Annotated in this window: 13 protein-coding genes; 5 read left to right on the forward strand and 8 right to left on the reverse strand. The window is 72.6% G+C overall.

Annotated features, from left to right (window positions below; genetic code table 11):
• Nucleotides 1-31 precede the first annotated feature (31 nt).
• Nucleotides 32-712, forward strand: coding sequence for a GntR family transcriptional regulator (locus ACWD4A_RS23790; RefSeq protein ID WP_451197029.1), 681 nt, complete (start codon nucleotides 32-34; stop codon nucleotides 710-712).
• Between the two features lie 34 nt (nucleotides 713-746).
• On the opposite strand, the gene ACWD4A_RS23795 is transcribed toward ACWD4A_RS23790, so the two are convergent.
• A complete protein-coding gene (locus ACWD4A_RS23795) occupies nucleotides 747-2,531 on the reverse strand; it encodes a hydroxysqualene dehydroxylase (RefSeq protein WP_451197030.1) in 1,785 nt (594 codons plus the stop codon).
• Between the two features lie 177 nt (nucleotides 2,532-2,708).
• Between ACWD4A_RS23795 and ACWD4A_RS23800 the strand changes: the two genes are divergently transcribed.
• Nucleotides 2,709-3,026 (forward strand): 4a-hydroxytetrahydrobiopterin dehydratase, encoded by a 318-nt coding sequence (locus ACWD4A_RS23800; protein WP_451197032.1) that lies wholly within the window; start codon nucleotides 2,709-2,711, stop codon nucleotides 3,024-3,026.
• A gap of 87 nt (nucleotides 3,027-3,113) precedes the next feature.
• Here ACWD4A_RS23800 and ACWD4A_RS23805 read toward each other — a convergent pair whose 3' ends face one another.
• From ACWD4A_RS23805 to ACWD4A_RS23825, 5 genes are all read right to left on the reverse strand, one after another.
• Nucleotides 3,114-4,469 carry a wax ester/triacylglycerol synthase family O-acyltransferase gene (locus ACWD4A_RS23805; RefSeq protein ID WP_451197033.1) on the reverse strand — a complete coding sequence of 452 codons (1,356 nt, stop codon included), beginning with the start codon at nucleotides 4,467-4,469 and terminating at the stop codon, nucleotides 3,114-3,116.
• A gap of 250 nt (nucleotides 4,470-4,719) precedes the next feature.
• Nucleotides 4,720-5,169 (reverse strand): Asp23/Gls24 family envelope stress response protein, encoded by a 450-nt coding sequence (locus ACWD4A_RS23810; protein ID WP_451197035.1) that lies wholly within the window; start codon nucleotides 5,167-5,169, stop codon nucleotides 4,720-4,722.
• A 60-nt stretch (nucleotides 5,170-5,229) separates the two neighbouring features.
• Nucleotides 5,230-6,018, reverse strand: a complete 789-nt coding sequence (locus tag ACWD4A_RS23815) for an aldo/keto reductase (RefSeq protein ID WP_451197068.1) — start codon at nucleotides 6,016-6,018, stop codon at nucleotides 5,230-5,232.
• Nucleotides 6,019-6,190: 172 nt separating this feature from the next.
• Complete coding sequence (locus tag ACWD4A_RS23820; protein WP_451197036.1) at nucleotides 6,191-8,017, reverse strand: AMP-dependent synthetase/ligase; 1,827 nt, start codon at nucleotides 8,015-8,017, stop codon at nucleotides 6,191-6,193.
• A 169-nt stretch (nucleotides 8,018-8,186) separates the two neighbouring features.
• On the reverse strand, nucleotides 8,187-9,050 hold the full coding sequence (locus ACWD4A_RS23825; protein ID WP_451197038.1) for a LysR family transcriptional regulator: 864 nt from the start codon (nucleotides 9,048-9,050) through the stop codon (nucleotides 8,187-8,189).
• Nucleotides 9,051-9,134: 84 nt separating this feature from the next.
• Here ACWD4A_RS23825 and ACWD4A_RS23830 point away from each other — a divergent pair, with 84 nt between their 5' ends.
• Entirely contained in the window at nucleotides 9,135-10,154 is a 1,020-nt protein-coding gene (locus tag ACWD4A_RS23830; protein ID WP_451197039.1) for a bile acid:sodium symporter family protein, read from the forward strand.
• A gap of 141 nt (nucleotides 10,155-10,295) precedes the next feature.
• On the forward strand, nucleotides 10,296-10,820 hold the full coding sequence (locus ACWD4A_RS23835; protein WP_451197040.1) for an RICIN domain-containing protein: 525 nt from the start codon (nucleotides 10,296-10,298) through the stop codon (nucleotides 10,818-10,820).
• A 21-nt stretch (nucleotides 10,821-10,841) separates the two neighbouring features.
• Here the strand turns inward: ACWD4A_RS23835 and ACWD4A_RS23840 are convergent, their stop codons facing one another.
• Nucleotides 10,842-11,081, reverse strand: coding sequence for a hypothetical protein (locus tag ACWD4A_RS23840; protein ID WP_451197041.1), 240 nt, complete (start codon nucleotides 11,079-11,081; stop codon nucleotides 10,842-10,844).
• Nucleotides 11,082-11,166: 85 nt separating this feature from the next.
• Here ACWD4A_RS23840 and ACWD4A_RS23845 point away from each other — a divergent pair, with 85 nt between their 5' ends.
• Nucleotides 11,167-11,850 (forward strand): pentapeptide repeat-containing protein, encoded by a 684-nt coding sequence (locus ACWD4A_RS23845; protein WP_451197042.1) that lies wholly within the window; start codon nucleotides 11,167-11,169, stop codon nucleotides 11,848-11,850.
• Between the two features lie 41 nt (nucleotides 11,851-11,891).
• On the opposite strand, the gene ACWD4A_RS23850 is transcribed toward ACWD4A_RS23845, so the two are convergent.
• Entirely contained in the window at nucleotides 11,892-12,311 is a 420-nt protein-coding gene (locus ACWD4A_RS23850) for a winged helix-turn-helix transcriptional regulator (RefSeq protein ID WP_451197044.1), read from the reverse strand.
• Nucleotides 12,312-12,388: the final 77 nt, after the last annotated feature.

Consider the following 12,388-nt stretch of genomic DNA (forward strand, 5'->3'; position numbering starts at 1 on the left):
GCATGGAGGCTTCGGCACGGAGGATCGAACAGTGGGCGACCCCAGGTACCGCACCCCGATCGCCGCTCCGGAGCGGCTCCGTGACCGGGTGGCCCACGCCCTGCGCGCCGCGCTGATCTCGGGCGAACTCCGGCCCGGAACCGTCCACTCCGCGCCTTCCCTCGCCGCGGACTTCGGCACCTCCGCCACCCCCGTCCGCGAGGCGATGCTCGACCTCGCACGGGAGGGCCTGGTGGAGCCCGTACGGAACAAGGGCTTCCGGATAACCGGGGTGAGCGAGCGCGACCTCGACCAGTACGCCGGGATACGCGCCCTGATCGAGGTGCCCACGGTCGGCCTGGTCGCCCGCACGGCCACCCGCGAACAGCTCGAAGCGCTGCGGCCGGTGGCGGAGGAGATCGTCGCGGCCGCCGTCGCGCACGACCTGACCGGCTACCTGGACGCGGACCGGCGCTTCCACCTCGGGCTCCTCGGCCTCTCCGGCAACGAGCGCCTCGTCGAGGTCGTCGGCGACCTGCGCAAGAGGTCCCGGCTGTACGGGCTGACGCGGCTGGACGAGCGCGGGGAACTGCTGCCGTCGGCGCGGGAACACCTCGAACTGCTCGACCTCGCGGTGGCGGGCGACGCCGCGGGCGCGGAGGCGTGCACGGCCCGCCACCTCGCCAAGGTCCGCTCCCTGTGGGCGCGCCGGGAGGGCCCCGCCACGGGCTAGCCGCTCCCCGCGGCCGCCGCCGTACGGGGGGCGGTCAGCCCAGGTCCAGCGCGTTGGGCAGACCCAGGGCCAGCCGCAGTTCGTCCTTCGCCCGGAAGGGCGCCAGCTCCGGCGCCCGGTACAGGGAGAGCACCGTGCACCGCTCCGCCCCCGAACCCGCCTCGTCCAGCAGGGCGTTCACCGCCAGCCGGGCCGAGGTGTTCGCGCCCTCCATGGTCGCCAGGTCGATGTCGTTGGCCACGTAGTCCCCGCACAGGAAGAGGTTGGGGATCGCGGTACGGGCCTGCGGCCGGTCGAACCAGGTGCCGACGGGGTGGACGAGGAGCTGCTCGTCGTTCTCCGGGCCGGGGCCCCCGATCCGTACGGCCGGGTCGAGGAACCAGGAGTGCAGCGCGGCGTCGCGCAGCACCGTACGCCCGGTGTCGTTGAGCCCCGCCTTCATCTGCGCCCACACCTCGCGCGCGACCTCCTCCGGGGTGCACTGCTTGGCGGTCCTGCCGTAGAGGATGCCGGGTTTGTCCCACTCGGAGACGTCCGCCGAGAAGCAGTCCGCGACCAGCCCGTCGCCGTAGTCGGCGCGGAAGTCCCGCCCGGACCAGAACTGCGCCTGTCCCACGGAGGTGATCGACCAGGGGGAGTCGATGTGGTTGATGTGGCCGTGCACGACGGGGGTCGGCTCCGTCAGATAGAACTGAATGCCCGTCATCCAGTCGGTGCGCAGCCGGTCGCAGCGCGCGAGCCGCGGATCGGCGGCCCGCACCCGCGCGTTCCAGGTGGTGCGGGCGTGCTCGACCGGCATGGCCGACACGAAGTGGTCGGCGGTCACCGGCCGCGGGGCCCCGTCCGGGTCCTGGACGACCGCCTCGGCGATCCGCCCGCCGTCGAGCCGCAGGTCCCGTACGGCCCAGCCGGTGCGGAACGTGACGCCCAGGGAGCGCAGGTGCGTCACCCACGGGTCGATCCACGCCTCGTTCGTGGGTGCGTTCAGCACCCGGTCGGGCTCGCCCTCGGAGCCGCGTCCCAGCATGTTGAGGAGGAACGCCTCCAGGCAGGTGCAGACGGTCCTGGTGCTGGCCACCTCCGCCTTCGTCGCCACGATGTTGCGGGTGATGCCGATGGCCAGCAGCCGCTGGTAGTTCGGCGACATCCGCGCGCCCTTGATGAAGTCCCACCACGGCGTCCGCTCCCACTCGTCGAGCCGCCGCCTCTCGCAGCTCGTGAACCAGACGAGCATGCGGCCCACGAAGTACGCGAGTTCGCCGGCCGGGATGTTCCCGAAGGCGTCGAAGAAGCCGGTGAGCGCACGGCGCAGCTCGTCCGGGGTGAGGACGGCCGGTGGCGTGCCGACGGAGCGCATGGGGATGCGGAGGTCCTCGTGCCCGATCCGGGCGAACAGCTCCTCGGACGATGCCACGAGGTTGTCGTGGCAGCCGTCGGCGTTGCCGGGGAACGGTATCCGGCGCAGCGTGTCGGGGAGGTTGCGGTACCAGCCGGGGATGAAACGGAAACCGTGCTCGCCGGGCAGTGGCCTGCGGCCGCCGCGCGCGCTGCCCGGCACGTCCATGCTGCGGGCCTTGCCGCCGAGTCCGAGTGGCTTCTTCTCGTACACCGTCACCCGGAAGCCCCGCTCGGCGAGTTCGTGCGCCGCCGTCAGGCCGGCGACGCCGCCGCCGAGGACGGCGACGGTGCGGTCGCCGGATCTCCGCCGGGGTGCCGCGGCCGCCCGGCCCCCGCCGAGCGCGGTCGTCCCGGCCGCCATCGCGGCGACCGCCGCCGCGCCACCGACGAAGCTCCTGCGCGTGCTGCCCGTACCACCCATGCCCCTACCCCTTACCGCCGGTAACTCATCACGTCCGGCGCAGGAGCATAGGAGCGCCACCCTCTTCCCGGAAGGCCACGGGGGACGCACCGTGCGCCGTCCCGCACATTGACGCGAAACCGCCCCTGTCACGTGGGACGCTTGAGCAACCGGCACCCGTGACGAAGGGGATTCCTCATGGCCGTTGAACCGCTCTCGCAGAAGGACGTCGAGGAGCGCCTCCAGGAACTGCCCGGCTGGGCGGCGGACGGCGACCGGATCAGCCGTACGTACGCGTTCGACGGGCATTTCGCGGCGGCGGCGATGGTGGTGCATGTCGCGCAGATCCAGGAGGAGTTGAACCACCACTCGGATCTGACGCTCGGTTACAACACGGTCTCCGTGACCGTGAACACGCACAGTGTGGGCGGGAAGGTGACGGGGCTGGACATCGAGCTGGCGCGCCGGATCGAGGCCGTCGCCCCCGGTCACGGCGCGCGCGGGGTGACCGCTTGACGCCTCCTCGGCGCGCTGGGGCGCGGCCCCGGACCTCGCCGGGGGCCGCGCCTCTCCGCCTCTCCCGCCTCTCCGCGGACCGGCGTCTCAGGAGCAGCAGGCGGCGACCAGCTCGGTGGCTTCCTCCGTGATCGACCGGGCGAGCAGGTCCAGGTCGGGCACGGCGACGGCGTCGGCGAGCAGGCCGTAGAAGACGTGGTTCCCGTACGGGGTGATGCCCACGGCGAGGGACTGTCCGGGCGCGAGCGGGGCGAGCGGGTAGGCCTCGCGGACGGGGCTGTCCGCGAGCGTGAGGCGCCGGACGCCGCGCAGCGGGACGCTGGAGACGAGCAGGTCGTAGAAGAGCCGGCCCGAGCGGGCGATCAGGCCGCCGCCGAAGCGGTGGCCTAGGGGTGGTACGGCGTCGGCGAGCAGCGCGACGGCGCCGGGGCCGTCGGCGGGCCCCGCCTGCTTGTTGCGCTCCATGGCCTCGCGCACCGCCCGCAGGCGGGCGAGGGGCGCGGCCTCGTCGACGGGGAGCCGGGCCAGGTAGCCGGAGAGCCGGTTGCCCGAGGCGCCCGGGTCGCCCGGGTCGCGCAGCGACACGGGGACGAGGGCGCGGGGGCGTACGCCGTCGCTGCCGTCGCCGCGCTTGTCGAGCCAGCGCCGCATGCCGCCCGCGACCACCGTGAGGAGGACGTCGTTGAGGGTGCCGCCCGTGGCCTCGCGGACGCGGTTCACGTCGCGCAGGTCGACGATCGCGCCCTCGGCACGGCGGGCGCCGGTGGCGCGGGAGGTGAGGGCGGGCGAGGAGTGCACGTCGAGGGCGGCGCGGACCATGGCGGAACCGATGGACAGGGCCCGCCCGGCGTCGGCGGCGGCGCCGCGCAGCAGACCGGGCAGCGTGCGCGGATCGGGCAGGCGCGGGCCGGAGCCGCTCCCGCGCGGCCGTGGCGCGCCGGCCGGAGCCGACGCCCCGTCGGCGCTGGGGTCCAGGAGCGACAGGGCGTACGACGCGGCGCGCAGGCCGTCCGCGTGGGCGTGGTGGAACGTGAACAGGACGGCGAAGGAGGTGCCGTCGGCGCCGGGCAGCACATGCGCGGCCCACGGCGGCCGCTCCCGCTCCAGGGGCTGCTGCATCAGCGTCCCGGCCGCCGCGTGGAAGTCCCGCACGGGCGCGGTGAGGTGCACATGGTCCAACGGGTCGTAGTCCGGGGCGACATGGCGGGCGGCGGCGCCGACGGGGAGCAGCACGGGGCGTATGCGGGTGTCCAGGCCCGGTGTGCGGGCGGCGCGGGCGGCGAGCAGCCCGGCGGCGCGCCGGGCGGCGTCCGGGGCGGCGGCGTCGAAGACGAAGAGCCCGCCCATGTGCAGGGGGTGGCCGGCGGACTCGATGTTCCAGAAGGCGAGATCGAGCGGGGAGAGCAGCTCGGGGGCCGCTCCGGAGGTCACTTCAGAGGTCACGGGGTCTCCGAGATCACGGGGCATGGGTGTGCTCGCACGCCGGGTCGGTCCGGGGGGACGACGCTGCCGGACGTGAACGAGCAGAAGTCAGCAGGAGTCGTCGGAAGTCAAACGCCGTCGGCCGACTACGGTCAAGTGCGCCCATGCCACGCTGAGTTAACAACGCGTGAAGACCCGCTGGTTTCGGCCCCTTCCCACTCCCCGTTCCCCGGCGGCCCCGCGCCCTTCCCGGGGCGCGGGAGCCGTACTGTCAGCGGACGCGGATGTCCGGCTCCGCCGGATCGTCGTCGTCCGGCAGCCGCACGTCGATCACCGCGATGTTGACCTCGACCACTTCCAGGCCGGTCATCCGCTCGACGGCGGCGATCACGTTCTCCCGGACCTCGCCCGCGACCTCGGTGATCGGCACGCCGTACTCGACCACGATGTCCAGGTCGACCGCCGTCTGCCGCTCGCCGACCTCGACCTTCACCCCGCGGGTGACGCTGGACCGCGCGCCGGGCACCCGCTCCCGCACCGCGCCCAGTGTGCGCGCGAGGCCGCCGCCGAGCGTGTGCACGCCCGGGACCTCGCGCGCCGCCAGCCCGGCGATCTTCTCCACGACGCCGTCGGCGATCGTGGTCCTGCCCCGGGCGGCGGCCGGGGGCGGCTGCTCCGCGTCCGGCTCGCCGGGCGCGGCTATGGACGGGCTCGTCGTCATGACCGTCTCTCCTCGGCTTCGGTGGTACGGCCGTGCTTCCGAGCCCATCCTTCCCGTGCGTCAGAGGTCGAACTCGTCCGGATCCGGCCCCAGTCGGGTGCCGTTGTCGAGGCCGGCGATCGCCGCCATGTCCTTCTCGTCCAGCTCGAAGCCGAAGACGTCGATGTTCTCCCGGATGCGGGAGGGGGTCACGGACTTGGGGATGGCCACGTTGCCGAGCTGGAGGTGCCAGCGCAGCACGACCTGCGCGGGCGTCCGGCCGAGCCGCCCGGCGATCCCGCCGATCACCGGGTCGGACAGCAGGCCCTTGCCCTGGCCGAGCGGCGACCACGCCTCGGTGGCGATGCCGTGACGGGCGTGCAGGGCGCGCAGCTCGGACTGCGCCAGGTTCGGGTGCAGCTCGATCTGGTTGACCGCGGGGACCACGGAGGTCTCGGCGAGCAGCCGTTCCAGATGGGCGGGGTGGAAGTTGCAGACGCCGATGGCCTTGGCGCGGCCGTCCGCCAGGATCTCCTCCAGGGCCCGGTAGGTCTCCACGAAGGTGTTCCGGGAGGGCACGGGCCAGTGGACGAGATAGAGGTCCACGTAGTCCAGGCCGAGCCGGTCCAGCGAGGCGTCGAAGGCGCGGAGGGCGGCGTCGTGGCCGTGGTCCGCGTTCCAGACCTTCGTCGTCACGAACAGCTCGGCGCGCGGGACGTCCGAGGCGGCGAGCGCCTTGCCCACGCCCCGTTCGTTCCCGTAGACCGCCGCCGTGTCGACGCTGCGGTACCCGGCCTCCAGGGCCGTGGTCACGGCCTCGGCGGCCTGGTCGTCCGGTACCTGCCAGACCCCGTAGCCCAGCCGGGGCATCTCGACGCCGTTGTTGAGGGTGAGGGAAGGGACCTTGTTCCGGGGGCTCTCGGGGCTCACGGGCACGAATCCTTACGTCGGCGGCGCGGTGTTCTCCATCGTCGTTCCCCATCGTCAACCGGAACCTGATCAATCGCATTCCCGGAGGTCCGGGGGCATGCGCCGGCCGGGGTCACCCGCGGTACAGCGCCTCGATCTCGCGCGCGTACGCTTTCTCGACGGCGCGCCGCCTGAGCTTCAGGGACGGCGTCAGCAGACCCTGCTCCTCGGTGAACTGCGCGGCCAGTATCCGGAACGCGCGGATCGACTCGGCCTGCGAGACCTGGGTGTTGGCCGCCACCACGGCCCGCCGGATCTCCACCTCCAGGTCGGGGTCGCGCACCAGCTCGCCCGGCTCCCGCGCGGGCTTCCCGCGCAGCCGCAGCCAGTGCGCCACCGCCTCCGCGTCCAGGGTGACCAGCGCGGCCACGTACGGGCGGTCGTTGCCGACGACGACGCAGTGCGCGACCAGCGGATGGGCCCGCACGCGCTCCTCCAGCGGCAGCGGGGACACGCTCTTGCCGCCCGAGGTCACCAGGATCTCCTTCTTCCGCCCGGTGATGGTCAGATAGCCGTCGCCGTCCAGCCCGCCCAGGTCCCCGGTGGCGAACCAGCCGTCGCGCAGCACCGCGTCCGTCTCCTTGGGGGCGCCGAGGTAGCCGGTGAAGACCTGGCCGCCGCGCAGCCAGATCTCGCCGTCGTCGGCGATGTGCACGGTGGTGCCCGGCACGGGCTGCCCCACGGTCCCGAAGCGGGTCCGCTCGGGCGGGTTGGCGGTGGCCGCGCCGGTGGTCTCCGTCAGCCCGTAGCCCTCGATGACGGTGACGCCCGCGCCCGCGAAGAACAGCCCGAGCTCCCGGTCCATCGCCGAGCCGCCCGACATCGCGTACCGCACCCGCCCGCCCAGCGCCTCCCGCAGCCGCGCGTAGACGAGCCGGTCGAAGACCTGGTGCCGGAGGCGCAGCGCGGCGCCCGGCCCCGGCCCGGTGCCGAAGGCCCGCCGCTCCAGCGCCTCCGCGTACCGCACCGCGACGTCGACGGCCTTGTCGAAGGCGGCGCCCCGGCCCTCGGCCTCCGCGGCGCGCCGGGCCGTCGCGAAGATCTTCTCGAAGACGTAGGGCACCGCCAGCACGAACGTCGGCCGGAAGCTCCGCAGGTCGGGCAGGAGCGCGGCGGTGGTCAGCTCGGGCTGGTGCCCCAGCGTGACCCGGCCCCGTACGGCGGCGACCTGCACCATCCGCCCGAAGACATGGGCCAGCGGCAGGAACAGCAGGGTGGCCGCGGCCTCGCCCGGCCGGGAGCCGAAGACGCTTCCGTACCGCTCGACGACGTTGTCGGCCTCCGCCATGAAGTTGGCGTGGGTGAGCACACAGCCCTTGGGGCGGCCGGTGGTGCCCGAGGTGTAGATGACGGTCGCCGGGGTCGAGGCGGTCAGTGCCATCCGGTGCCGGTGCACGACCTCGTCCGCGATCCGCCGGCCCGCCTCGGTCAGCGTCTCGACGGCCCCGGCGTCCAACTGCCACAGCCGGGCCAGCCGTGGCAGCCGGTCGACGACGGAGCCGACGGTCATCGCGTGGTCCTCGTGCTCGACGACGCAGGCGGTGACGCCCGCGTCGTGCAGGATCCAGCGGACCTGCTCGGGCGAGGAGGTCGGGTACAGCGGTACGGACTGCGCGCCGACCGACCACAGGGCGAAGTCGAAGAGCGTCCACTCGTAGCGCGTGCGCGACATGACGGCGACCCGGTCGCCGAACCGGACACCCTCCGCGAGGAGGCCCTTGGCCAGCGCGAGCACCTCGTCCCGGAAGGCGGCGGCGGTCACGTCGCGCCACCGCCCGTCCGGTCCCTTACGGGCGAGCGCGACCCGGTCCGGGTCGTCGGCCGCATGCTCGAACACGACGTCCGCCAGCCCTCCGGCGTGGGGCGACGTCACCAGCGATGGGACGGTGAACTCGCGCAACTGGCCAGCTCCTGCTTGCTCCTTGTGACGCTCCGCACAGCGCGGTGACCGTACCCGGTCCGGGAGCTCCGCGAACCCCTTGTACCCCGCGTTGTGCCCACCCGGCACGGAATCCCCGCAGGGCCCGGCGGTTTCGTCCGCAAGAAGGTCCACAAAACAGGCGGACGGTTCAGCCCGCCCCCGGCCCGTGCAGCCGGTCGCCCGCCGCCAGGACCGCCTCGGCGAGGGCCTCCGCGGGGCCGTGCGGCGCGGCGCCGTACATCAGCACCACGTCGATGCCCCCCAGCTCCGGCAGTCCGGCGCGGGCGGGCACCCGCACCAGGCCCGGCGGGATCATGCCGCGGGTGTGGGCCATCACCCCGAGCCCGGCGCGGGCCGCCGCCACCAGGCCGTTGAGGCTGCCGCTGGTGCACGTGACCCGCCACGCGCGGCCGTGCCGCTCCAGCACCTCCAGGGCGCGGGCCCGGGTCACCGCGGGCGGCGGGAAGACGACCAGCGGCAGCGGCCGGTCGGGCTCCAGGCGCAGCCGCTCGCTGCCGATCCACACCAGCCGGTCGCGCCAGACGAGCCGCCCGTGCGGCTCGTCCGGGTTCCGCTTGACCAGCACCAGGTCGAAGCGCCCGGCCGCGAGCTGCTGGTGCAGCGTCCCGGACAGGTCGACGGTGAGCTCCAGATCCACCTCGGGGTGGTCGCGCCGGAACCCCTCCAGGATCTCCGGCAGCCGGGTCAGGACGAAGTCCTCCGACGCCCCGAAGCGCAGCCTGCCGCGCAGCCGGGTGCCCGCGAACCAGCTCGCGGCCCGCTCGTTCGCGTCCAGGATCGTCCGCGCGAAGCCGAGCATCGCCGCGCCGTCCTCGGTCAGCTCCACGCCGTGGGTGTCCCGGCTGAACAACTGCCGCCCGGCCGCCGCCTCCAGCCTGCGCACCTGCTGGCTCACGGTCGACTGCCGCAGCCCCAGCCGGTGGGCGGCCTGCGTGAAGCTCAGCGTCTGCGCGACGGCGAGGAAGGTGCGCAGTTGCACGGGATCGAACACAGGACCAGGTTATCGCTGATCGTGATAACAGTCAGTACGGTGAACGGGGTTCCCGATGGCCAGAGGTGACGGCAGGGTGAGGACATGCAACGCCCCGCCTTCCTCTCCCGGCTCCCGGTCGACCCCTACATAGCCGCCCTTCTCGGCACCGTCCTCGCCGCCGCCCTGCTGCCCGCCCGCGGAGCCGCCGCGCCGGTCGCGGACGGCGCCGCCACGGGCGCGGTCACCCTGCTGTTCTTCCTCTACGGGGCGCGGCTCTCCACCCGCGAGGCGATGGACGGCCTGCGCCACTGGCGGCTGCACCTGACGGTCCTCGGCTGCACGTTCGTCCTCTTCCCGCTGCTGGGGCTGGCCGCGCGCGGGCTCGTCCCGTACGTCCTGACGCCGCGGCTGTACGACGGGCTGCTGTTCCTGTGCCTGGTGCCGTCGACGATCCAGTCGTCCATCGCCTTCACCTCCATCGCGCGCGGCAACGTGGCGGCGGCGGTCTGCGCGGGCTCCTTCTCCAGCATCGTGGGCATCGTCCTCACCCCGCTGCTGGCGGCCCTGCTGCTGGGCGGCAGCGGCGGCTTCTCCGCGCACTCCCTCGTCGGGATCGTCACCCAGCTCCTGCTCCCCTTCGTCGCGGGCCAGCTGCTGCGCCGCTGGGTGAGCGGCTTCCTCACCCGCCACAAGAGGGTGCTCGGCTATGTCGACCGGGGCTCGATCCTCCTCGTCGTCTACGCGGCGTTCAGCGAGGGCGTGATCCGCGGCATCTGGCACCAGGTGACGCCGCTGCGGCTGCTGGCGCTGCTCGGGGTGGAGGCGGTGCTGCTGGCGGTGATGCTCGCGCTCACGACGTACGGCTCGCGGCGGCTCGGCTTCAGCCGGGAGGACCGGATCGCGATCGTCTTCTGCGGCTCGAAGAAGAGCCTGGCCAGCGGGCTGCCGATGGCGGGCGTGCTGTTCGGCGCGCAGGCGAGCCTGGCGGTGCTGCCGTTGATGCTCTTCCATCAGATGCAGCTGATGGTGTGCGCGGTGCTGGCGAAGCGGTACGCGCGTGCCGCGCCCGCCGGGACGCCGGCCCCGCTCGGGAACCGGACGTTAACGGCGAAGAAGGCCTGACCCCCGGTCGCGCTCGGACCTGTCCGGTTCCAGGGGTGTACGGAGCCGAGTGCGGCGGCCACCCTTGAGCGACGCCCGAGGGGCGGCCATGGGGAGGGACTCCAGATGAACGTTCGCTTGAACCGCCGTCGACTGGGACTCATGAGCGCGCTGGTCGCGAGCGCCGCACTCGCCCTGACCGGGACAACGGCCACGGCCGCGCCGTCGACGGCGAGACAGGCCGGCCCCCTCTTCAACCTGCGGAACGCGGCCGACCCGAACGGGAACAAGTGCGTGGGCCTGGCGAACAACGGCAGCACCGCAAACGGGACGATCCTTGTCCTGTGGGACTGCCACCTCAACTTCGATCAGTGGTGGTACAAAGGCGGCGACGGCGTCTCCCTCCGCAGCAACGCCTCCGGCTATCCGTACGGCAAATGCATAGGGCTGGCGGACAACGGCAGCGACAGGAACGGAACGCGCCTCGTTCTGTGGGACTGCCACCTCCACCCCGATCAGTGGTGGCGGATGCAGGATCTGGGCGACGGCACCTTCGCCCTCGCGTCCGCGGCGGGCCAGAACAAGTGCGTCGGGCTGGCGGACAACGGCAGCACCGCCAACGGCACCCCGCTGGTCCTGTGGGACTGCCATTACCACCCCGACCAGCGGTGGTTCACACGCTCGTAGGCCCGGTCACCGTGGGAGCTCCTACCAGCCCATGTCCCGGGCGACTTCCTTCTGCGCGGCGGCGATCTCCTCGCTCGTCGAGCTGGTCAGGTCGGTGTCGGTGCCCCACTCCAACCGGGACAGCAGGTCGGCCAGCGCTTGCTTCTGCGCGGGGTGGGTGACCGGCACCGAATCGAGATCCGTGCTCATGAGCCAGTCGAACAACACGACGGCATCGGCGTGCCACAGACGTACGGTCACGGTCGGCGAATCAGCTTCCATGGGTCCATGGTGCCTGGTCGGAGAGCCCGCGCTCTGCTGACCGAACTTCGATGGCACAGGCTCAAGGCTCGTTTGGAAGGCAACCATGAACACGCGCACCATCCGCCGCACCAGCGTCACGCTCCCGGTCCTGGACGAGCCCGGCCTGTACCTGTCCACCGTCACCTCGTTGGAGAGCGGGCGCGGCCGGGTGGCGGAGTTCACCTACGCCGACGCCGATCTGCGTGAGCTGGACATCGCCGACGGCCGGCTGATGGACGGCCGTGTCCTGCGCCTGCGGTCACAGCGCACCCGGCTTGAAGACCTGCGCGTGGACTCCGTGGAGTTCTCCGGGTGCGAGCTGACCTCACTCCGCTGGAGCGGGGGCAAGCTGTCCCGCGTCGTCTTCTCGGACTGCAAGCTCATGGGCGGTGTCTTCGAAGACGTCACGTTCGACAATGTGTTGTTCGACAAGTGCAGGCTCGACTGCACGACGTTGACCGGGGTCCGCGCCGCCGGTCCGGTGATCTTCTCGGAGTGCTCGCTGCGCGAGACCGCATTCGCCGCATCCGACCTCGGCACCGCGGCTTTCGACGCGTGCGGGATGGAAGGGACCGAGTTCGAGGGCGGCCGGTACGCGGGATGCGATCTGCGCGGCAACGACCTCTCGGCCGTGCGCGGGGTGAGCAGCCTCCGTCGTGTCGTCATCGACCCGCCGCAGATCCTCCAGCTCGCCCAGGCCCTGGCGGCGGACCTGGAGTTCACCTACGGCGAGGACCTTCAGGACTGACCCATGGCTCCGCCCGCCCACCCGCCCGCTGGCTGTTCTCGTCAGCGGATGTCATGGTCGGGGTGCGTCCGGTCGTATGCGTGCCGGGCTTCGGTGATGACGCCTCGGTGCATGAGTGACCAGTCGGCGAGTGCCTTGACCAGGTGGGTCAGGCCGGTTCCGGTCTCGGTGAGGCGGTAGTCGACCTGGGCCGGGACGGTCGGGTACACGGTGCGCAGTACGAGGCCGTCGCGTTCGAGTCTGCGGACGGTGAGGGTGAGCATGCGCTGGGAGATGCCGTCGATGGCGCGCTGCAGTTCGCGGAACCGGCGGGGACCGCCCGCGAGCTCGACGATCACGAGCACCGACCATTTGTCGCCGATGCGGTCCAGGACGTCGCGGATTCCGCAGTCGGGGTGGTCTTCGCGGCCGCAGGGGTCGAGGTCGGCGGGGGTGGTTACCCCGGTGTGCGTGGCTGACATCAAAGTGCCTTCTTGTGGCCGGTGGGCGTGCGGTCGAGGATCAAGCGTAGTTACTGATGAGAACCACGACGGAAGAC

Source organism: Streptomyces sp. NPDC002537 (genome assembly GCF_053594975.1).